Raw genomic sequence first — 22,043 nt, 5'->3', positions numbered from 1 at the left:
AAGGTTTCGATTTTAATTCGTTCGGAATAGGTTATACTAGACAAAAGATCAGCTCCTAAAAGATGGGTTTGTGGTAAACACCATTTTAAAGGAAGCTGATCTTTTTTGTCCGAACAGCGTTCGGATTAATTTTACAATCTACCAAATGCATTTCATTTAATCATCTCTGGGGGCTTTTTTGCATGCCTGAAATTTAATGTTTAAAGGGATGTTCATGGGTACAAATACTGATATATAGGCATTGTTGTGAAAATATTCTACCAATGTTAATTATAAAAAGATTAAAATTAGATGATGAAAATTGCGGATAAAATGAAGCTCCAGCGCGACCATTTTGATGACATGGAACCGAATACAAATATCGGCATTAAAGAAGTTTACACATGTTGCGTAATCATAGATAGGGATTATCTCTTTAAAAGATTTAACAGATTCGTTTTAAAACAACTTGTACACAATTTAATAGCTTATCAGAATGAAAAAACATTAAGTCCAATTGGTGATTAATTGATTGAATCTTTGATATCCCAATTGATAACTAGACCGTACCAAAGGTGTAGTGATGAATGGAAAAATAGAAAAATCATATGGAGGTAGACGATGGATAGAAGAAAATTAGCGCTGGGTGCAACAATGCTGACCATGTTATTGACGTTTATCTGTATCAATAGTGGTCGTACTCAAGCAGCGATACCCGCCCATATTCCAATCGATGGCATCTTTAAACCCTCCATTGGGGTAGATAGTTCCGTTCAAGCAGGTGGAATTGTGCAAGTGACACCAGATAGCCAGAACAAGAAGGGGGCAATTTGGTCGGAAGAGCAGTATAAGATTGATTTGACACATAATTTTACAAGTTTAATGTATGTCAATTTAGGGGACAAAAAAGCGCAATCGGTTGACGGGATGGCCTTTGCAATGATGAATGACCCAGACAAGGTTAAGAATTGGCAGCAAGTGACCGGTGTCGCCCTTGGTGTTTGGCGGAATCCATTTTCTTGGGTAAAAGATAACTCAGCAATCGCCAAGTCATTTGCCGTTGAATTCGATACGTACCATAATGGCAATGATTTTGACGGTTTGCTACCCAATGATGGCCCAGATAGAGGCCATGTTGCTTATAATTTTCCAGGACAAGATAGTGCATATCAGCGTTTACCAAGTCGCTTGTACGCGCTAAACCATCTACAACTTCAAAAACCGCAAAATGGTGATTATTTATCATTAGTAACATTAGGCCATATCGTGATGGCACCAAGTGTACAGGCTGCGACAACATCGAATGAAACAACTACGAGAAAAATTGCACTAGAAGCAGGGGACACAACAACGACTAACCCACTAATTGTGCCAGGGACAGATGGAAACGGAAACGGACCAACTGGCGCAACAGGGGATATCACGATTGATAATTTAATACCACTTGATTTTGGTAAGGTGAAACTGACTGGTGGCGCGCAAAACGTTAAGAATATCGTTAAAGATCCTAACGTACAAGTCACCGATAAACGGGGAACTGGCGCTGGCTGGAATATTACCGTTAAAAGTTCAGAATTTAAAGACACAACGGATTCAACGGATTCAACGCATATCTTAAAAGGCGCACAGATTAATTTTCCAGTCGGTAAAGTAGTCGCTAGTGATTCAACGAATACTGCTGCACCAACAGCCAAAGCGATTACTGTTCCTGCTGATGAGTTGGATAATGCGCAAATCTTGATGAGTGCTGATAAAGATAAAGGGATGGGAACATGGGCAGATGTGATGACAACTGACGGCATTACACTGGATATCGCTGGTGGCGCTTATGCTGGCAGCTATAATGCTGATTTGACCTGGACACTTGGGGATACACCGCTTCAATTAGCTGGCAGCAGCCGCTAAATTTGAAAGAGGCAAGTGTTAAGTCGTTACTGCAACGGACTAAATTTTAATCGATGTGCAAAGTGATTAAAGAGAGGGACTTCAAAAATGAAATGGATGCATATTTTACAAAGAATCAGCGTCGTCATCTTAATGGGCGGCATCGCGTTGTGGTTGAATACAACGACCGTCCAAGCGGCTGATCAGAGTATGAATTACCAAGTTAAAGCGAATTTACCCAGCAGTCAAAACAATCAAAGTGTAACGTATTTTGATTTAAGGCTGGCACCTAATCAGGAAGAGACGATTAGTATCACGGTGCAAAATAAGGATAACCAAGCGCATATCTTTAACATCAGTCCGAATACGGCGGTGACTAATCAAAACGGGGTCGTTGATTATAGCCAGTCAAAGAAAAAAGCGGATGAAACGGCGCCTGCTAATATTGCCTCACTGATTACGGGGGATAAAAAAGTAACGGTGCCGGCTCACAGTAGCAAGGACGCCATTTTCAAAATTAAAATGCCTGCTAAGAAGTTCCATTGTACTTTATTAGGTGGTTTTAATATTGTTCGTGAAGGGCAGCCTACCGTTAAAAAGCAAAAGAATCGCGTGACATTGCGTAACCAATTCGCTTATGTAATCGGTCTGAAAGTGACCGAAAGTGATGCCATTATTGCGCCAAATCTGAAACTGAATCACATCAAAGCGGGGCTCGTTAACTATCGGACAGCAATTACGGCTAATTTACAGAATACAAAGGCTGTTATGATCAGAGGCTTGAAAGTTGATGCGGTGGTTACCAAGTTAGGCTCTGATCAAGTGCTTCACCGGACAGTCAAATCAGACATTGCGATGGCACCGAATTCGAACTTTGAGTACGCCATCAACTGGGATAATGAAGCGCTGAAGCCGGGCAAATAAATGCTTAAGCTAACCGCCACTGATAAGTCGGGCGGTTAGTGGTATTTTACGAGTCGGTTTAATATTACAGAGCAAAAAGCCCATCAAGCTAATGACCAAGCCGTTGATTTACAAAAAACAACCATTAACTGGTGGTATATCATGCGGTGGCATATTCCTGGTGCTCTTAGTTGGGTATATTATTTTTCTAAAACGACAAGCGAAAAAAGCCTGATTCAATGAAGTCCCAATCCTGAGCGCGTCATCGATTAGAATGGATTCGAAAATAATCCCTTGATAATGAATAGATGGAAGTATTATCTCTATTCACTACCAAGGGATTTTTATATGTGCTGCGTTATTAGTTGTTCGGTTAATTAGGTTTAAAAAAGAGGGAATGGATTTTATATCACGTTATTTACGAATGATATTCATAAACAGTGGTTTTTTGATGCCATTTCACGTATAATAAATTAAAAACAAATTAGAGATGAGGCAAGAATATTGATTTCGACTGAAACGACACTAGCTGGGTACCACTTTGATAACTGTTTCATGAACGCGGCGGGGGTTTATTGTTATGATGCTGCTGAGTTAAATCAAGTGCAGGCTTCAATGGCAGGGACTTTCGTGACCAAGAGTGCCACCGTTATGCCCCGCTCTGGAAATCCAGAACCACGTTATCAACCAACGCGTTTAGGCAGTATCAATTCAATGGGCTTGCCGAATGAAGGCCTACCTTATTATTTAGACTATGTGAGTCAACAGCAAAAGGCAGTGCCAGACAAGACATACTTTCAATCGATTACGGGATTTAATATTGAAGAAGACGAGCAACTGTTGGCACAGATTAGTGCTTCTGATTTTAAAGGTGTGGTGGAATTGAACTTATCTTGTCCGAACGTACCGGGGAAGCCGCAAACGGGCTATGATTTTGAAATGGTGGAACGAATTCTAACGCGAGTTTTTACGGTTTATCACGGTCCATTAGGCGTTAAATTACCGCCGTACTTTGATATCGTGCATTTTGATCAGATGGCGGCGATTTTGAATCAATTTCCATTAGCGTTTGTCAATTCGGTGAATAGCATTGGAAATGGCTTGAAAATTGATGTGGCAACTGAACGGGTTGTGATTAAACCTAAGCATGGTTTCGGTGGCATCGGTGGCGATTATATCAAACCAACCGCCTTAGCGAATGTCCATGCCTTCTATCAGCGTTTGAATCCAGCCATTCAAATTATTGGGACTGGTGGGATTAAATCTGGTCAAGATGCATTTGAACATATTTTATGTGGGGCTAGCATGGTCCAAGTTGGGACAGCGCTTCAAAAAGAAGGCCCCATTATTTTTGAACGTTTAACGCGCGAATTACAGACAAGCATGGCTCAAAAAGGTTATACTAAACTGTCTGACTTTAGAGGCAAATTACAATATTTAGATTAGTTGAAATGAGGATTTACAATGCAGTATCGTTATTTATTTTTTGACATGGACAATACTTTATTCGATTTTGATGCGGATGAAGATCAAGCTTTGGCCCAATTATTCAAAGATCAAGGGGTTCAATTGACCCCAACAATTAAGACAACTTATCAGACCTTTAATCAAAACTTGTGGCGGCAGTATGAAGAAGGTACGTTAACCCGGGAAATATTATTGAACACACGCTTTGCAACCTTCTTTAAAGAACAGTTTAATCAGGAAGTTGATGGACCAAGATTGTCCCAAAATTATTTAGACAACTTGGCATTAGGCCATGATTTAATGCCACAAGCAGAAGCTCTGTTAAAGGCGTTAAAAGCAGCTAACATTAAGCTATATGTCACAACCAACGGGGTTGCCAACACGCAATATCGGCGGTTACAAGATTCAGGATTAATCACATATTTCGATGCCGTTTTTGTTTCGGAAGAGTTGGGATATCAAAAACCAGATCCACGGTATTTCCAAAGTGTCTTCCAACAATTAGAGGGGATCTCACAAGCAGAAGCTTTGATTGTCGGTGATTCACTTACTTCAGATGTGCAAGGTGGGCAGAACGTGGGTGTCGCCACAGCGTGGTATAACCCGAACCAGCTAGCAAATCAAATGACAGACATACAGCCAACACACGAAATTGAACACTTAATGGACTTATTGGCAATTTAAAAGCCGATTTGCGGCATTCAAGAGGAGTGGATAAAACATGAAAAAGCAACGATATTTTAGAATTAGCCTAGGTTGGCGAATCTTAATTGGAATCGGCCTAGGGTTAGTGGTTGGTCGGTTTTTCTACCATAATCAAACCGCTATCTCAATCTTACAATCAATTGGAACCTTGTTCATCAATTTAATTAAGATGATTGTGTTACCAATTGTTGTTTCCTGTTTGGTCGTTGGGATTGCCAAGATGGGTGATATCAAAAAACTTGGCCGAATTGGTGGTAAGACGTTATTGTATTTCGAAGTGATGACGACCTTCGCAATTATTCTCGGATTAGCTGTCGGCAATATTGCTAAACCAGGAGCGCTGATTGACATTCATAGTTTGGCACATGGCTCAATTAGTCAGTACACAGCAGCCGCTAAGACCGCTGGAAATCATGGCTTGGGTGATATCATCATGGATATCGTGCCAACGAATTTCTTTGCGGCCTTGGGGTCTGGTGAAATGATTCCAGTCATCTTCTTTACGGTCATGTTCGGTTTAGGGTTGGCGACCTTTGGTAAAAAGGCAACCCCGCTCATCGATGCTTTTGAAATGATTTCAGAGGTTATGTTCAAGATGACAAACTGGATTATGCAGTTAGCACCAATCGGGGTGTTTGCATTAATCGGGGTTACAATTGCCCAATTCGGATTTGAAGCTTTGAAACCATTGCTCTATTTCATCATCGTTTGTTACGCAACGATGGCATTTTTCGTGGTTGTTGTGGCTGGGTTGGTCGCGCGGATTTGGCACATCAATATCTTTGAAATCTTGAAAGTTTTCAAAGAAGAATTGGTGCTAGCCTTTTCAACGGCGAGTTCAGAAGCAGCGTTACCCAAAGTAATGGAAAAAGTGCAAAATTACGGTGTTAGTCAAGGGATTGCTTCTTTTGTCATCCCGACGGGTTATTCATTTAACTTGGACGGTTCGGCAATCTACCAATCGCTAGCGGCGCTGTTTTTGGCGCAAGCCTATCACATTCATTTAAGCCTCACCCAACAAATTACGCTATTGGTGGTCTTGATGATTACCTCTAAAGGGATGGCTGGGGTCCCTGGTGCTTCATTCGTTGTCTTATTAGCAACAATCACCACAATCGGCGTTCCGGCTGCTGGTGTCGCCTTCATTGCGGGGATTGATCGGATTGTGGATATGGGACGAACTGCCGTTAACGTAATGGGAAACTCATTAGCAGCAGTCATTATTGCCAAGTCAGAGAACGAATTTGATGAACAAAAATATCAACAATATATGAGTGGCAATGAACTTAAATAAAGAAAAGACCTTAAATCAATCGATTTAAGGTCTTTTTTGTATAAAAAACGATTTTAGCACACCGCAAACATTAGCGGTATCTAATTATAAAAGCTTAAGTAATGCGACTTTTAGCGCTTTTTTGTCGATTATCTAGACCAATTTCGCAGATAATCTAAAAATGATTAGACAGATTAGAATTTTGTGGTAAAATTAATTCAGTAAAGCGTTTTAAAAAATAAAAACGTGGAACTGTTAACTCAGTCAATAATGTTTAAGCCATTATTTTTTTATATTAATTGATAGCGTTTTATTGATGAGTATGACAACTATTTTTATTAAGGAGGTTTTTGTGAATGGTTGGAATCGTTATTGCAAGTCACGGGGAGTTTGCTAAAGGAATCATGCAATCTGGCTCAATGATTTTTGGCGAACAAGAAAAAGTACAAGCTGTTACTTTTATGCCAAATGAAGGACCAGATGATTTGAAAGCGCATTTAGAAGCTGCCGTTGCAACGTTTGATGCAGATGATGACGTCTTATTCTTAGTTGATCTTTGGGGAGGTTCACCATTTAATCAAGCTAATGGGTTGTTCGAAGCACATAAAGATAAGTGGGCAATCGTTACAGGATTAAACTTACCAATGTTGATTGAAGCTTACGCATCTCGTTTATCTATGACATCTGCTCATGAAATCGCAGCACATATCATTGATGAAGCTAAAGCAGGGGTACGGGTTAAACCTGAAGAACTACAACCAGAAGAAGCACCTAAGGCAGAAGCCGCACAAACGACTTCAAACTCAGGTACACCTGGTAAGTTCAAATATGTCTTGGCACGAATTGATTCACGTTTATTACATGGTCAAGTTGCAACGACATGGTCGAAGACAACTAACCCAACACGGATTATCGTTGTTTCAGATAACGTTGCTAAAGATGAATTACGGACAAACTTAATTAAACAAGCTGCTCCTAGTGGCATCAAAGCACACGTCGTGCCAGTTGATCAAATGATTAAATTGGCAAAAGATGACCAACACTTTGGTAAGGAACGTGCTTTGTTATTATTTGAATCACCACAAGATGCACTTAGAGCAGTTGAAGGTGGCGTTCCATTAGAAACAATTAACGTTGGTTCAATGGCGCACTCAACTGGTAAAGTGCAACCAAATACTGTTTTGGCTTTTGACCAAGATGATATTGATACCTTTGAAAAACTAAAAGCTAAGGGCATCAAGTTCGATGTTCGTAAAGTGCCAAGTGACTCAAACGGTAATATGGATAGTATCCTTAAAAAAGCACAAGCAGAACTAGACAAACAAAATAACAAATAACATCAGAAGAAATTGGAGGATTAATAATCATGGATTTGAATTTCATTCAAGTGATTTTGGTCATTTTTATCGCATTTCTAGCTGGTATGGAAGGTATCTTAGATCAATTCCATTTCCATCAGCCAGTTATTGCTTGTACACTAATCGGTCTTGTAACCGGTCAATTACTACCTTGTCTTATCTTAGGTGGGACATTACAAATGATCGCCTTAGGTTGGGCTAACGTTGGTGCCGCTGTTGCACCCGATGCTGCTTTGGCATCAATCGCATCTGCAATTATTTTAGTACTTGGTGGCCAAGGAAAAGCCGGCGTTACATCAGCTATCGCTATCGCTGTTCCTCTTGCCGTAGCCGGGTTATTATTAACAATCATCGTACGGACATTAGCAACTGGTATCGTGCACATCATGGATGCTGCTGCTAAAGAAGGTAACTTCCGTAAGATCGAAATGTGGCAATATATCGCTATTATCATGCAAGGTTTACGAATCGCTATTCCTGCAGGCTTAATCTTAGCAATCGGTGCTGGCCCTGTTAAAGAAATGTTGACAGCAATGCCAATCTGGTTAACAGACGGTTTAGCAATCGGTGGTGGGATGGTCGTTGCCGTTGGTTACGCAATGGTTATCAACATGATGGCAACTAAAGAAGTATGGCCATTCTTCGCAATTGGTTTCGTACTTGCTACTATCTCACAATTGACACTTATCGGCCTTGGTGCAATCGGTGTTTCACTTGCCCTATTATACTTAGCCCTTTCAAAACAAGGCGGCTCAGGTAATGGCGGCGGTTCAAATACTGGTGACCCACTTGGCGATATTATCGACAACTACTAAGAAGGAGGCTAACAATTATGGCAGAACAATTAAAATTAACGCGTAAAGATCGTATTTCTGTTTGGCTACGTTCAACTTTCCTTCAAGGTTCTTGGAACTACGAACGTATGCAAAATGGTGGTTGGGCTTACTCATTAATCCCAGCAATTAAGAAATTATACAAAACAAAAGAAGACCGGGCAGCTGCTTTAGTTCGTCACATGGAATTCTTTAATACTCATCCTTATGTTGCTTCACCAATCATCGGGGTAACTTTGGCACTTGAAGAAGAACGTGCTAATGGTGCACCAATTGATGATGTTACAATTCAAGGGGTTAAAGTTGGGATGATGGGACCTTTGGCTGGTATCGGCGATCCCGTATTCTGGTTCACTGTTAAACCAATCATCGGTGCTTTGGCTGCTTCACTTGCTATGAGTGGTAACATTCTTGGCCCAATCATTTACTTTATCGCTTGGAATGCTATCCGGATGTCATTCATGTGGTATACACAAGAATTCGGCTACCGTGCTGGTTCAAAGATTACAGAAGATTTATCTGGTGGTATTTTGCAAGACATCACAAAGGGTGCTTCAATCCTTGGGATGTTCATCTTAGGTTCGTTGGTTAACCGTTGGGTATCTGTCAAGTTTACGCCAGTTGTTTCATCTGTTAAGTTGGACAAAGGCGCATTCATCGACTGGGATAAATTACCTAGCGGTGCTAAGGGCATTCAATCAGCCTTACAACAACAGGCTCAAGGTTTGTCATTGACAAGCAATAAAGTGACAACGTTGCAAGACAACTTGGACAGCTTGATTCCTGGGTTAGCTGCATTAGGATTAACATTATTCTGTATGTGGTTACTTAAGAAGAAAGTCTCACCAATCGTGATTATTCTTGGCTTATTCGTAGTCGGAATTGTCTTCCATCTATTACACTTAATGTAAAAGAGTGCGCAATAAGCTGGGTATCTTCTGAGGATTAGCCTAATCAGGCGAATTACCAACAAAGTCGGTGATTTGGCAAATTTGGTTAACCGCAGGAATATGCCTACTGAAGCACGTTTAGAAAACAAAGGAGGGGCTAGGACAAAGTCAATTTGTCCTAGCCCCTCCTTTTTATAAAAGCGTATAATGAAAGTAAGTTTTTGGAAATGGAGTCGATATTATGGTTCAATCGATTAATACAAAGGTGGACTTAGTGATTAAAGCCACGTCGTTTACAGCACTCTCTGATTATGGACAAATCATGATCGGGGATAGAGGGTTTGAATTTTTCAATGATCGTGACGCACGACAATTTATTCAAATTCCATGGGAAGAAGTTGACTATGTGATTGCATCAGTCATGTTCAAAGGCAAGTGGATTCCCCGCTATGCTATCCAAACAAAGAAAAATGGGACGTATACTTTTGCTTCAAAGGAACCCCAAAAAGTGCTCCGCGCCATTCGCGAGTATGTGCCCGCAGAACGCTTAGTTCAATCACTAGGGGTCTGGGATGTGATTAAGCGTGTGTTTAAACGCAAATCAAATTAACTTCAGGAAGGTGTGACCAATATTGGTCACACCTTTTTTGAATCGAATTGCCTGTGATTTTAATTGGTACCGATTTGAGTGGCGTGCTAGAATATCATATAAGGTTGATTGTTCAACATTTTAAAAAATTAAGTTAAATGAGGTAATGATCATGGGATTTGATGAAGCGATTAATGCAATTAAGGCTGGCAAAAAAGTGGTACGGACTGGCTGGGATGGTCCAGAATTATTTATTTTCCAAGTGGCCGATGGGACATTCGAGGGGCAAGCAATTAGTCCCTACCTATTAATTAAAACAACCGAAACACCAGCATACTCAATGTTCCAACCAACATCGTGTGATGTATTGGCTGATGATTGGCAATTGGTCGACTAATGGGGCATTTTGCAGATTTAGCGACTAAAACCATTTTAATTACCGGGGCGGCATCGGGAATTGGGCGCGCTCAAGTGGCCGCTTTTTTAGCAGAGGGGGCATTGGTGTTAGCACTTGATCGCCAGCCGATTGAAGTCCCTGTTGATAGTCGGTGCATCACAGCGCAGGTTGATGTTTGTGATGAAACGCAATTAACAATGACATTAGCGACTTTGCTGGCAGAATATGGCCCAATCGATGTGGTCTGCAACACGGCAGGCGTGTTGGATGCTTACGCACCAACGCTTGATACCAGTAGTGCGGATTGGGATCGAATTATGGCAACGAATTTAAAAAGTCAATATCTTGTAACAAATGCGATCTTGCCAACAATGGTTGCGCAAAAGCGTGGGGTATTCGTTAATATGGCTTCGATTGCTGGGCTAGTTGCTGGTGGCGGTGGTGCGGCTTATACGGCATCGAAACACGCCATCATTGGCTATACAAAGCAGCTTGATTATGATTACGCCACTAAGGGGATTCGCGCCAACTGTATCGCCCCAGGTGCGATTGAGACGCCGATGAACGCAGCCGATTTTGCGGGGACTGGTGAGATGGCACAAGAAGTTGCCCGTCAGACACCAGCGGGGCGTTGGGCACAACCAACTGAAGTTGCGAGCTTAAGTGTTTACTTGGCGAGTGATGTTGCGGATTACATTCATGGCACCGTCGTTCCAATTGATGGTGGCTGGATTGAAAAATAACGCTGACTAAGGAGATTATGATGGCAAAACAAATTAAATTAAGTCAAACCGTTTATGAATTGGTAACGGCCTATCCTGAAGTGGTGTCGGTGCTTGTTGAAATCGGGCTTGATGGGGTCACGAACCCAGCGCTTTTGAATACTGCGGGGCGTTTTATGACATTGCCTAAAGGAGCTAAGATGAAGCAAATTCCTTTGACGACGATTATCGCTAGTCTAGAAGCACAAGGATTCGAGGTGTTAGCTGATGACTGAGCAACAGTATAGCAGTGCGTACCGCCAAAAACGAATCGTGGAGATCTTAAAAATGCTGCATGAAGGTGGCTCGTTTGAAGAGGCTAAGCGGATTTTTGATGAGTCCTTCTCTGGGGTTGATGTGTCTGAAATTACGTCTGCTGAACGGGAATTGATTGCCAGTGGCTTGAACCCGATGGAGATTCAACATTTGTGTAATGTCCATGCTGCGGTTTTCAAGGGGGCGATTAATTCAAATGGGGCTGAAACGCCGGAACAAGAACAGCCAGGACACCCAGTCGCTGTGATGAAATTAGAAAATTTGGTCATGAACTCGCTCTTAAATGATGAATTACTGCCATGTTTGAAGAAATGGCAGCAGTCAGGGACTGATCAAAATTATCTCGTGCGGATGCAACAAGCGTTAAAAGATTTACAGTTGATCGACCGCCACTATTTACGGAAAGAAAACTTAATTTTTCCGTTGATGGATCAATATGGAATTACTGCACCACCCAAAGTGATGTGGGGTGTGGATGATCAAATTCGGGGGTTGGTGAAGACGGCCTATCAAATGGTAACTGCGGAACCAATTCCGGATAAATATGCAATTGAAGCAGCCGTTGAAAAGATGAGCAAAGAAATTCAAGAAATGATTTTCAAAGAAGAAGAAATCATGATTCCGATGGTTAATGAAGTCTTTACACCAGCTGACTGGGGACTAATTGCTTCTGAAAGCCAACCAATCGGGTATACCTTAATTCCAGACCCATTACCATGGCAACCAAGTGCTGAAGCTATTGCGGCGGCCGAAAAGCGGACCGTGCCGAAGATTGCGCAAGAACTGAATGCGATGGCGCAATCGTTGGCGGATGCGCAAATGACGACCCAAACAACGCCACCAGAACCGGCACCAACTTCGATGGCGGCAGCGGCTAATATTCCGTTTGAAATTCACGGACAACCTGTACCAAAAGCCCCCGCTGAAAAAGATGAAGGAAAACCAGAAATGCCAGATTTTGTGAAGGCAATGTTAGCTGACGAAAAAGAAGCGGCACCAAAAGCGAAGGTTCAAGCACGTCGGGAAGCACCACAACCCCATATCGAAATTGGCGTGGATAACCAAGCTAAAATCGTTCTACCATCTGGGTCGATGAATATCAGCGAATTGACGGCGATTCTCCAAGTACTACCGCTTGATTTAACCTTTGTCGATCAAAACGATATTGTGCGGTGGTTCTCAGATAACGAGCATCGTATTTTTCCAAGAACCCGGGCAGTGATTGGGCGCGCGGTTGTGAACTGCCATCCACCAAAGAGTGTGGATAAGGTTGAGAAAATTTTAGCGGACTTTCATGCAGGGCGAGAAGACAACGCTGATTTTTGGTTGAACTTCCGCGGGATGTTCGTCTATATTCGCTATTTTGCGGTTCGTAATCCACAGGGACAATACTTAGGCTGTTTAGAAGTCAGTCAGGATTTAACGGAACTCCGTGCACTAACAGGCGAAAAACGGTTATAAAAATGCATTAAGAGGAGAAAAGAGATGCAACAAATTATTTTATTACTTGCCGTCGGTGTTTTAGCCGGCGTGTTGGGTTCAATCTTAGGGATTGGTGGCGGGATCATTGTAACCCCCGTATTAACGCTAGCGATTGGCTTAGATATTAAATACGCGATTGGGGCCAGCATTATTGCCGTGATTGCAACAAGTTCTGGTGCAACTATCGCCTATTTGAAAGATGATATGCTCAACTTACGAGTGGCGATGTTCCTAGAAATTGCAACGACCGTCGGGGCGATTATCGGAGCGTTATTGACCGGCATCGTACCAACTGGATTCTTATTCATCTTATTCGGCGCATTCTTGCTATTTTCAACGTACAACATGATTCAAAAATTACGTGGTAAAGTTGCAGAACAACACGTCGGCGCTGGTGAAGATAAGTGGGCCAAGAAGTTGAACTTAAATGGCACTTACTACGATAAGGCCAACCAAGAACAAGTCGACTACGCTGTTGAACAAGTACCAGGCGGCTTTGCCATGATGTTCGGGGCCGGCATTGCTTCTGGCTTGCTCGGTATCGGGAGTGGGGTATTCAAAGTGACCGCCATGGATACGATTATGAAGATGCCATTGAAACCATCAAGTGCCACGAGTAATTTGATGATGGGGGTTACGGCAGCAGCTTCGGCCACTGTTTATTTCTTCAGCGGTGCGATTATTCCCAGCGTTGCTGCACCGTTAGCAATCGGAATTTTGGTAGGTTCCACTGTGGGTTCACGGATTATGCAGTATTTACAACCACGTGTGATTCGCATGATTTTTATCCCCATTTTGTTATACACAGGTTTACAAATGGTGCTTAAAGGATTCGGGGTGCATATTTAATGACAGATAAAAAAGCAGAGATGGCTCAAATTGAACTCGTCATCGGTAAAATTTTACGCATTGGGGTGGCGGTTTCAGCAACGCTGCTCATTATTGGCATGTTACTTGCGATTATTCATGGCGGTACAGGTTATTCAGAATATCAATTTCCAACGACCTTTACCGAAATTTTCAGTGGCATTGCTGCATTTAAGGCTGGCGCTGTGATTATGTTGGGCTTATTCTGCCTCATTTTAACGCCAGTCTTGCGTGTGGTGGTATCAATCTACGCATTTGCTAAAGAAGGGGATTACCTATACGTTTGGATTACGGTTATTGTGTTGGTCATCTTAATCATCGGGATGGCAATTGGTTTTATAAAGAAATAAAGAGTGGTTTATTAGCTCAGTATCTCGCGAGGATTAAAAAAAGGGCCAACGACAAACATGTTTGTCGTTGGCCCTTTTTTTTGTGGTGAATTAAGCTAATCCGCAGAAGATAACCGGGCTTACTGCGCACTCTGATCTGAAACGTGCTCCGTAAGCCATCTTCTTCCGGTTAGCGACATCAGTCAAATCGCCGACTTTGTCGGCAATCCGCCTGATTAAGCTAATCCTCAGGAGATAACCGGGCTTACTGCGCACTCTGATTTAAAACGTGCTCCGCCAGACATCCGCTTCCGGTTAGCTACGTCCCGCAAACAATCGACGTCGTCGCTTATTCACGAGACTAGGCTAATCCTCAGTGTATAACCGCCTGTCATCGTACTCTATTTTGAAACGTGCTCCGTAAGCCATCTTCTTCCGGTTAGCGACATCAGTCAAATCACCGACTTTGTCGGCAATCCGCCTGATTAAGCTAATCCGTAGAAGATAACCGGGCTTACTGCGCACTCTATTCCATTCCTAGTATTCTTTTCTTTTTTTCTTCGAATTCTTCGTTGGTCATTAGGCCGTCGTCGCGCATTTTGAGGTAAGCCATGATAAGATCACCGGTCTTAACATAACTGAGGTCTTCTTCAACGGTTGGTTTTTCGAGATAGTCCGCTAAGGCTGTGTATAACTTGCGCACAGCGAGGTTATCGTCGGGTTCGAAACTGATGACGATTTTTTCGAGGGCGTGGTTGGGTTTTTGGTAGAGAATTTGGAGATGACCATGCCGATAAGTCGCTTCAAAAAAGCGGACCGATTTTAATTTGCTAAACGGAATGTCACGATCCTGGTTTTGTTTCTTCTTAAACAGTCCGGGATAGTGAATTGTTAGGATATTTTCGTCATAGGTTAATTCGAGTTTTTGAGGTTTTTTAATGAGATAAGTTTGCATCGCTTGCTCCTTTAATCATTCTTAAGTAAAAGCACGGTAGTTCTTAATAAATGAAGCCTAAACTTACCTTTATCATAGTAGACAGTGACCCTAAATAGCAAGCTGTTCGTATTGGTTTATGAAATGAGGTGGGATGATGAAATTTTTTATGGGTATTCGCAACGGCCTGTTAGTGGCATTACCGATTTGGTGTTTAATAATCTTCTCAATTACGTATTGGTTACGCTAAAATAAAAAAACGGGCGCCGCACAAAAACTGTGCAGTGCCCGTTTTTTAACGTAAATTGGCTGTTTTTTAGGTCTAAAGACGGTTTTTATGCTAGTATGAATAGATTACAATTAGTGACATTGATTGCATCTAGGCGATGTAATTATTATAATGAAATCAAATGTCCAAAGATAAGGAGGAGGAAACCAATTGAATATTGGAATATTTACGGACACCTACTTTCCACAAGTCAGTGGTGTGGCAACCTCCATTAAAACATTAAAAGAAGCCCTAGAAAAACAAGGGCATTCGGTCTACATATTTACAACGACCGATCCACATGTTGACAAAGATGCAGTCGAACCGAATATTTTCCGGTTTGCTAGTGTCCCGTTTGTCTCATTTACGGATCGGCGAATTGCTGTGCGCGGCTTATTTCACGCTTATCAAGTGGCTAAGGAATTGGATCTCGATATCGTGCATACCCAGACCGAATTTTCGATGGGCTACATCGGGAAGTTTGTCGCTAAAAATTTAAAAATTCCTTGTTTACATACGTATCATACGATGTACGAGGATTATTTACACTATGTTTTAAACGGGAAGTTATTACGGCCATACCATGTTAAGCAAATGACAAAGGCCTTTTTATATCACATGTCAGGCATCGTGGCACCATCAGAGCGGGTTTCTCAAACCTTAAATGGCTATCAAGTGAAGGCCCCCATCCGGATTATTCCGACCGGGGTCGATATTAGTCGCTTTGAGCGCGAAGTGACCCGCGACATACGGGCCGAATTGGGCTTGACGCTAGAACAACCTGTGCTCTTATCATTGAGTCGCGTTGCTTATGAAAAACGGATTGATATCTTAGTTGATGCGTTACCCAAACTAGTCGCCCAAACACCAGATTTAATGTTAGTGATTGTTGGTGAAGGTCCAGCTCGAGAAGATTTAGAAGCTCAGGTTGCCAAGTTAAACATGACCGACCACGTGATTTTCACTGGAATGGTTGATAACGATGAAGTTGCAAATTATTATCATATGGCGAATCTTTTTGTCTCCGCCAGTGACTCTGAATCACAAGGATTAACTTATATTGAAGCGATGGCCGCTGAACTCAAGATTGTCGTCATGACAAGTCCATATGCGGCTGAGTTATTAACTGATCCTTCAATTGGGACGACATTTACGAACGAAGATGAAATGATCCATCAAGTATCGAATTATTTGAATCATCCACATGCATTTGATGATCCAGCACCGCGCCGAAAGAAGTTGCATGCTATTTCGGCGGATTACTTTGCGGAACAGATGATTCATTTCTATAAGCAATCACAGCTATTATATGACGAATTAAAGTTAGACCAAGATGATTTATTGGAATTAGAAGATTTAGATACTAAAAAATAAGTCGCGTTGGCGGAAAACTGTTGATCATTTAATCAACAGTTTTTTCATATCGTTGCTAATAACAAGAAAAAGGGTCGTTTATGAGTAGAACGAATAAGATTGTTTTTGCAGTCATGCTGTTGATTGGGTGTGGGATTTTTGCCTATGAAAGTCGCACGCTGGCGTTGAAACAGCTGTTTATCGATATTAGTCATCTGAAACTTTGGTGGCTGTTGGTCGCCTTATTATGTATGTTAATTTCGTGGTTTTTCGAAGCACTTGTCTTACGCGTCTTTCTAAAAGACCGCACAGAACACTTTTCTTTATACAATGCGCTTCGGATTCCGTTGATTGCACAACTATTCAATGCGATTACACCGTTTTCTTCAGGTGGACAACCGGCACAACTGGTAGCGTTGATGCAATCCCGTGTAGAAGCTGGGCAAGCTAGCTCAGTACTGCTGATGAAGTTTATTGTTTACCAATTCATGGTACTGGTGAATTTCTTATTAAGTATGATGATTGGTTTCTCGCAAGTTTCCAAGCATTTTGGGACGCTGTCGATTTTGATTACTTTCGGATTAATCGTGCATGTGGTTGTGTTAGCCGTATTGTTGCTAATCATGTATTACAATCGATTTACGAAACAGTTAGTGCACTGGTTATTAATTCCGGTGGGCTGGTTCGTCTCCCAAAAACGGGTGACGGAATGGCGGACAATGTTAATGGCCAAAATCGATACCTTTTACGCGGAGAGTCTACACCTTAAACGCGAGAAAAAGAAACTAATCAAGGGCTGTATTTTAACCCTTGGGCAACTTTTTTTCTATTATAGTGTGCCATACTTTGTCTTATTGGCACTTGGCATCCCGCATGTTAATTATTTAGAGGTGATGGTCTTACACATCATGATTGTCATGATTGTCTCGCTCTTTCCAGTTCCAGGCGGTTCTGGTGGGGCAGAATATAGTTTTAAGACGTTATTTGCCACTTTTATCCCGAGTTCAAGTAAACTGGTGTTAGGCATGTTGCTCTGGCGATTGTTTACGTACTATCTCGGGATGTTCATGGGGATTGGGGCGTTAGCAGTTAAACCACGAGTAACTGATAAAAAGTAGGAGGCGTTTTTGATGCAACCAACAATTGGCTTCATTGGAACAGGTGTCATGGGTAGTAGCATGGTCAAGAATTTATTGAAGGCAGACTATCCAGTTGTCGTGTATAACCGGACAAAACAAAAAGCGGATGCAGTTGTGGCACTCGGTGCAACATGGGCTGATTCACCAGCAGCGGTTGTCGCGCAAAGTCAGATTGTGTTATCAATCGTCGGTTATCCGCAAGATGTCGAAGCCATCTATTATGGTGAAGACGGAATTTTTAGTGCTGCACAACCTGGTCAGATTTTGGTGGATATGACGACCAGCACGCCAACATTGGCGCAGAGAATTGCCAAAACAGCAGCTGACAAAGGTCTGCAAGCATTAGATGCGCCTGTTTCTGGTGGCGATATCGGCGCCCAAAACGGGACGTTGACGATTATGGTCGGTGGCGATCAAGCTGCCTATGAAACGGCATTACCCGTTTTTGAAGCAATGGGTAAGACTGTCCATCGCTTCGGTGCTGCCGGGACAGGCCAACATACAAAGATGGCCAATCAAATCATGATTGCTGGCACAATGACCGGAATGACAGAGATGTTAGTGTATGCTAAAGCAGCCGGATTAGAACTAGAAGCGGTTTTAAACACGGTTAATGGTGGGAGTGCTCAGAACTGGAGCCTTGCAAACTATGGTCCACGTATTCTAGCGCAAGACTATACACCAGGCTTTTTCGCAAAACATTTTTTAAAGGATTTAAAGATTGCATTAACGGAATCCGAAAAGATGGGGCTCCATTTACCAGCTACGCTTCAAGCTAAGAAACTCTATGCGCAGCTCGTTAATGATAAACAATTAGGCGACGATGGCACCCAAGCTTTAATTAAATTATGGTGGCCTTCTGCAAAATAATTGGATATAAACGGTGCAGAAGTGCTCTTTTTCTGATAAACTGATAGTTAGTTATTAAAGGAGGCTTCGCCATGCAATCATCACAGTTAGTTGCGATTATCAAACGTCTGGTAGCAATGCAAGAAGATCAAAGCGCTGAGGTTCAAGAAAGACGTTTTGAAAAGGACGGCGATTTAAAAGCAACTGTTAGCTATGATCCTCAAGCTCAAGCATTTGAACTTGAAGACAGCAACACACATCAACAATTCCAATTTGACAATATTGATTTAGTTGCAATGGAACTATACGATTTATTAGCAGACTAGTTAATTAACCATTGAGTATCGAATTACTTGATGGTTTTTTTGCTACTTAAGCAGGTGATAGCCTTGCTCAGTTGCGACTCAGATTATTAAAAATGGTTTAATATTTGGCATTCAATCCGGTTACATATTGCTTTTCATTTCACGGATGTGTAAACTAACTTTCAGATTGTCAACGGCTTTTAAAGCCCAACGACCTTTAACGGAGGCTACTGTATCGATGAAACAAATTGGTCATAAAATTCAATCAGGATTAAGCACACGATGGGGATTCTTCCTTTTCGCAGTTGCGCTATTTTGGCTTAAAACAATTTACGCATATCAAACAAAATTTAACTTAGGCGTCAAAGGTGGCATGCAGGCCTTCTTAATGACGATTAATCCCATTCCAACAACCTTATTGCTATTTGGGATTGCCTTGTTTATTAATGGCCGAAAGTCATACATTACGTTGATTATTATTGATTTAATAACCTCAACTTGGTTATTCTCGAATATTTTGTATTACCGTGAATTTTCAGACTTCTTAACGTTTAACTTAATGAAGGGCTCTGGTGCGGTATCAAATAACTTGGGCAAGAGTATTGCTGGGATTATTGAATATTCTGATTTCCTAGTTTTCGCTGATGTTTTATTGCTAATCATCTTATTGGCTACTAAGTTAGTGAAGATTGATCACCGTGTCTTTATGAAGCGGAATGCATTTGCAATTACTGGGTTAGCTGTTGTGTTATTCGGTGCCAACCTCGGGATTGCAGAAGCAGATCGTTCTGGGTTATTAACCCGGACGTTCGATAACAACTACATCGTTAAGTATCTTGGGATGAATGCATACACTGTCTATGATGGCGTGAAGACGACCAAGAATAATGCGATTAAGGCTAATGCTGATAGTAGTAGTATGAGCAGTGTCTTGAAGTATATGAAGGACAACCGGGTTGCACCCAATGTTGAATACACTGGCGTGGCTAAGGGTAAGAACGTCTTTGTTATCCATTTAGAGAGTTTCCAACAATTTTTAATTGATTATAAGTGGGACGGTCAAGAAGTCACACCAAATATCAATAAGCTATATCACGACCAAAACACCCTCAGTTTCGACAATTTCTTTAACCAAGTTGGTCAAGGTAAGACGGCTGATGCTGAATTAATGCTCGAAAACTCATTGTTCGGGTTACCTGAAGGGGCCGCCATGGTCACTCAAGGGACAACCAATACCTTCCAAGCAGCACCATCAATTCTAGATCAACAAGGTTACACAACCGCTTCATTCCATGGGGATGTGCCAAGTTTCTGGAATCGGGATAATACCTACAAGTCATGGGGCTATGATTACTTCTTCAGTTCTCAATACTTTAAAGAAGGTAAAGGCTACAACGTGGGTTATGGCTTGAAAGATAAGATCTTCATGCAAGACTCAGCCCAATACATTGAACAATTACCACAACCGTTCTATGCTAAATTAATCACCGTGACAAATCACTATCCATACTTATTGGATAAACAAAATCAATCAATTGCTAAGACCGATACTGGTGATGATACAGTTGATGGTTATGTGCAAACCGCTAAGTATTTGGATCAATCAATTGGCGAATTCTTAGCTTGGTTACAAAAGACTGGCTTAGATAAGAATAGTATGCTCGTTCTATATGGCGATCATTATGGGATTTCAGGGAACCATAAGAAGGCTGTTGCGAAGTTATTGAATCAGGATAAATTTACTGATTTTGATAATGCGCAATTCCAAAAAGTACCGTTCATGGTGCATATGGATGGGTTAAAAGGTGGCGTTAACCATACCTATGGTGGTGAAATTGACGTTTTACCAACTTTATTGAACCTATTAGGTGTAAAAAATGACGATACCATCCAATTTGGTTCGGATTTACTTGCGCCTAACCGCAATCAGACGGTTGTCTTTAGAAATGGGGACTTTGTCACACCACAGTATACGAAGGTAGGCAGCACCTATTACGATACGACTAATGGGAAGACGCTGACGAATTTAACGGCAGTGCAGAAGAAGCAATTAACGGCAATCAGTGAACATGTAACGGAAGAATTGTCACTTTCTGACAAGGTAATCACCGGCGATCTACTTCGATTCTATACACCACAAGGATTCGAAAAACCAGATAAGTCTAAGATTAGCTACAAGGTGAAAGATGCTAAAGCTAAGTTGAAAGACAGTAACAATAAAACGAGTGTTATCCAGCAAAATAATGGTAAGTCAACAATGGACCTTTATGAAACGGATGCACCTGAATTGAAGTAAAGTATGTAAAGACGTTACGGGACTCGCGTAACGTCTTTTTTTGAGCAAAGATACTTGTCAGTCTCGTCAAAAAAAGGTACGATTACAGCAATAAGGATATATGATAATGATTATCATTAGCGAAAGGTGGTGGCAAAATGAGTCACATCGTGCAACAAACGTTACGGAAACTCAAAGAACACAACGTACGGATCACGCCACAGCGGCAAGCTGTTTTGGAATTCATGATTGGCACTCATATGCATCCGACTGCAGACGATGTCTATAAGGCGCTAGCAGGGCGCTTTCCGAATATGAGTGTTGCGACAATCTATAATAACTTGCGTCTGTTTACCTCATTAGGGATTATTGAAGAAATGGCTTATGGAGATGCATCCAGTCATTTTGATTTTGCGCAGACCAAGCATTATCACGCTATTTGTGAGAACTGTGGAAAAGTAGTTGATGTTTTTTATCCGGAGTTAGATGATGTAGAAGTGATTGCTGAGAATCTAACGGGGTTTATGGTAACTGGGCACCGAATGGAAGTGCATGGTATCTGTCCAGAATGCCAAGCAAAGCTTGCAAATAACTAAGTTGTTTGAATATTTAAAAAAAAGATGAATTTTATGCAAATTTTACTTGACGATAGATTTAGATGTTGGTATAGTATTCTATGTTGTCAGCGAGAGAAAAGCTCATTGCTAACGAAATAACGGGTCAAACGAGATTGAATAAGTATTCATAAAATATTTATAAAAAACGCTTGACAGTGTTCGTCAGAAATGATATATTAATTAAGCTGTTTCAACACAGTAGATCTTTGAAAACTGAACAAAGTTTCGACAAACCAAATGTGTAGGGTCGCCCTTCGGGGCACAAAACATATTTGCAAAGTCAATTTCGCTAGCAAATAAATTAAGTAAC

The 22,043-nt window shown here is 41.5% G+C and carries 23 protein-coding genes; 21 read left to right on the top strand and 2 right to left on the bottom strand.

Translation table 11 applies throughout. From position 1 onward, the window contains the following. Positions 1-600 precede the first annotated feature (600 nt). The 15 genes from ACF1X7_RS09005 to ACF1X7_RS08935 all read left to right on the top strand — a co-directional run bounded on the left by ACF1X7_RS09005 (position 601) and on the right by ACF1X7_RS08935 (position 14,014). A complete protein-coding gene (locus ACF1X7_RS09005; protein WP_411162686.1) occupies positions 601-1,884 on the top strand; it encodes a WxL domain-containing protein in 1,284 nt (427 codons plus the stop codon). A gap of 87 nt (positions 1,885-1,971) precedes the next feature. Beyond that, positions 1,972-2,787: a DUF916 and DUF3324 domain-containing protein gene (locus ACF1X7_RS09000; RefSeq protein WP_052202743.1), complete on the top strand. Its 816-nt coding sequence runs from the start codon at positions 1,972-1,974 to the stop codon at positions 2,785-2,787. A 483-nt stretch (positions 2,788-3,270) separates the two neighbouring features. Beyond that, complete coding sequence (locus tag ACF1X7_RS08995; RefSeq protein ID WP_004270727.1) at positions 3,271-4,212, top strand: dihydroorotate oxidase; 942 nt, start codon at positions 3,271-3,273, stop codon at positions 4,210-4,212. An 18-nt stretch (positions 4,213-4,230) separates the two neighbouring features. Then, on the top strand, positions 4,231-4,917 hold the full coding sequence (locus ACF1X7_RS08990; protein ID WP_004270719.1) for a YjjG family noncanonical pyrimidine nucleotidase: 687 nt from the start codon (positions 4,231-4,233) through the stop codon (positions 4,915-4,917). A gap of 37 nt (positions 4,918-4,954) precedes the next feature. After that, a complete protein-coding gene (locus ACF1X7_RS08985) occupies positions 4,955-6,232 on the top strand; it encodes a dicarboxylate/amino acid:cation symporter (protein ID WP_039099047.1) in 1,278 nt (425 codons plus the stop codon). A gap of 335 nt (positions 6,233-6,567) precedes the next feature. Further along, positions 6,568-7,548, top strand: coding sequence for a mannose/fructose/sorbose PTS transporter subunit IIA (locus ACF1X7_RS08980; RefSeq protein ID WP_039099045.1), 981 nt, complete (start codon positions 6,568-6,570; stop codon positions 7,546-7,548). 29 nt (positions 7,549-7,577) lie between these two features. After that, the gene (locus tag ACF1X7_RS08975; RefSeq protein ID WP_039099043.1) at positions 7,578-8,384 is read left to right on the top strand and encodes a PTS mannose/fructose/sorbose transporter subunit IIC; all 807 of its coding nucleotides are present in this window, start codon (positions 7,578-7,580) and stop codon (positions 8,382-8,384) included. Positions 8,385-8,401: 17 nt separating this feature from the next. Beyond that, a complete protein-coding gene (locus ACF1X7_RS08970) occupies positions 8,402-9,313 on the top strand; it encodes a PTS system mannose/fructose/sorbose family transporter subunit IID (protein WP_004270733.1) in 912 nt (303 codons plus the stop codon). 220 nt (positions 9,314-9,533) lie between these two features. Continuing rightward, a complete protein-coding gene (locus ACF1X7_RS08965) occupies positions 9,534-9,902 on the top strand; it encodes a DUF956 family protein (RefSeq protein ID WP_069468372.1) in 369 nt (122 codons plus the stop codon). A gap of 151 nt (positions 9,903-10,053) precedes the next feature. Further along, complete coding sequence (locus ACF1X7_RS08960) at positions 10,054-10,278, top strand: DUF2829 domain-containing protein (RefSeq protein WP_039099039.1); 225 nt, start codon at positions 10,054-10,056, stop codon at positions 10,276-10,278. Then, on the top strand, positions 10,278-11,021 hold the full coding sequence (locus ACF1X7_RS08955) for a 3-oxoacyl-ACP reductase (RefSeq protein WP_039099037.1): 744 nt from the start codon (positions 10,278-10,280) through the stop codon (positions 11,019-11,021). The genes ACF1X7_RS08960 and ACF1X7_RS08955 overlap by 1 nt, the downstream gene beginning before the upstream one ends. A gap of 20 nt (positions 11,022-11,041) precedes the next feature. Beyond that, entirely contained in the window at positions 11,042-11,275 is a 234-nt protein-coding gene (locus ACF1X7_RS08950; protein ID WP_069468370.1) for a DUF1858 domain-containing protein, read from the top strand. After that, a complete protein-coding gene (locus ACF1X7_RS08945) occupies positions 11,268-12,776 on the top strand; it encodes a DUF438 domain-containing protein (RefSeq protein WP_411162685.1) in 1,509 nt (502 codons plus the stop codon). Before ACF1X7_RS08950 ends, ACF1X7_RS08945 begins: the two co-directional genes overlap by 8 nt. A gap of 24 nt (positions 12,777-12,800) precedes the next feature. Beyond that, the gene (locus tag ACF1X7_RS08940; protein WP_004270729.1) at positions 12,801-13,646 is read left to right on the top strand and encodes a sulfite exporter TauE/SafE family protein; all 846 of its coding nucleotides are present in this window, start codon (positions 12,801-12,803) and stop codon (positions 13,644-13,646) included. Then, the gene (locus ACF1X7_RS08935; RefSeq protein ID WP_004270721.1) at positions 13,646-14,014 is read left to right on the top strand and encodes a DUF1634 domain-containing protein; all 369 of its coding nucleotides are present in this window, start codon (positions 13,646-13,648) and stop codon (positions 14,012-14,014) included. Before ACF1X7_RS08940 ends, ACF1X7_RS08935 begins: the two co-directional genes overlap by 1 nt. Positions 14,015-14,359: 345 nt before the next feature. On the opposite strand, the gene ACF1X7_RS08930 is transcribed toward ACF1X7_RS08935, so the two are convergent. Both ACF1X7_RS08930 and ACF1X7_RS08925 read right to left on the bottom strand, forming a co-directional pair. After that, positions 14,360-14,518 carry a hypothetical protein gene (locus ACF1X7_RS08930; protein ID WP_250800385.1) on the bottom strand — a complete coding sequence of 53 codons (159 nt, stop codon included), beginning with the start codon at positions 14,516-14,518 and terminating at the stop codon, positions 14,360-14,362. A 1-nt stretch (position 14,519) separates the two neighbouring features. Beyond that, positions 14,520-14,948 (bottom strand): hypothetical protein, encoded by a 429-nt coding sequence (locus ACF1X7_RS08925; RefSeq protein ID WP_004271174.1) that lies wholly within the window; start codon positions 14,946-14,948, stop codon positions 14,520-14,522. 418 nt (positions 14,949-15,366) lie between these two features. Here ACF1X7_RS08925 and ACF1X7_RS08920 point away from each other — a divergent pair, with 418 nt between their 5' ends. From ACF1X7_RS08920 to ACF1X7_RS08895, 6 genes are all read left to right on the top strand, one after another. Beyond that, positions 15,367-16,569, top strand: a complete 1,203-nt coding sequence (locus ACF1X7_RS08920; RefSeq protein WP_039099034.1) for a glycosyltransferase family 4 protein — start codon at positions 15,367-15,369, stop codon at positions 16,567-16,569. An 80-nt stretch (positions 16,570-16,649) separates the two neighbouring features. Beyond that, a complete protein-coding gene (locus tag ACF1X7_RS08915; protein ID WP_004271175.1) occupies positions 16,650-17,666 on the top strand; it encodes a YbhN family protein in 1,017 nt (338 codons plus the stop codon). 12 nt (positions 17,667-17,678) lie between these two features. After that, entirely contained in the window at positions 17,679-18,557 is an 879-nt protein-coding gene (locus ACF1X7_RS08910; RefSeq protein WP_039099033.1) for an NAD(P)-dependent oxidoreductase, read from the top strand. Between the two features lie 71 nt (positions 18,558-18,628). Continuing rightward, positions 18,629-18,862, top strand: a complete 234-nt coding sequence (locus ACF1X7_RS08905) for a YkuJ family protein (RefSeq protein ID WP_004271171.1) — start codon at positions 18,629-18,631, stop codon at positions 18,860-18,862. A 217-nt stretch (positions 18,863-19,079) separates the two neighbouring features. Then, on the top strand, positions 19,080-21,137 hold the full coding sequence (locus tag ACF1X7_RS08900) for an LTA synthase family protein (RefSeq protein ID WP_411162684.1): 2,058 nt from the start codon (positions 19,080-19,082) through the stop codon (positions 21,135-21,137). A 137-nt stretch (positions 21,138-21,274) separates the two neighbouring features. Then, positions 21,275-21,712 carry a Fur family transcriptional regulator gene (locus tag ACF1X7_RS08895; RefSeq protein WP_035187021.1) on the top strand — a complete coding sequence of 146 codons (438 nt, stop codon included), beginning with the start codon at positions 21,275-21,277 and terminating at the stop codon, positions 21,710-21,712. The last annotated feature ends 331 nt before the right edge of the window (positions 21,713-22,043 follow it).

Origin of the sequence: Latilactobacillus sp. VITA-14 (assembly GCF_046580785.1) — a bacterium.
Taxonomy (GTDB): domain Bacteria; phylum Bacillota; class Bacilli; order Lactobacillales; family Lactobacillaceae; genus Latilactobacillus; species Latilactobacillus curvatus.
The sequence above is the reverse complement of the archived record's forward strand: the minus strand, read 5'-3'. Positions and strand labels throughout refer to the sequence as shown.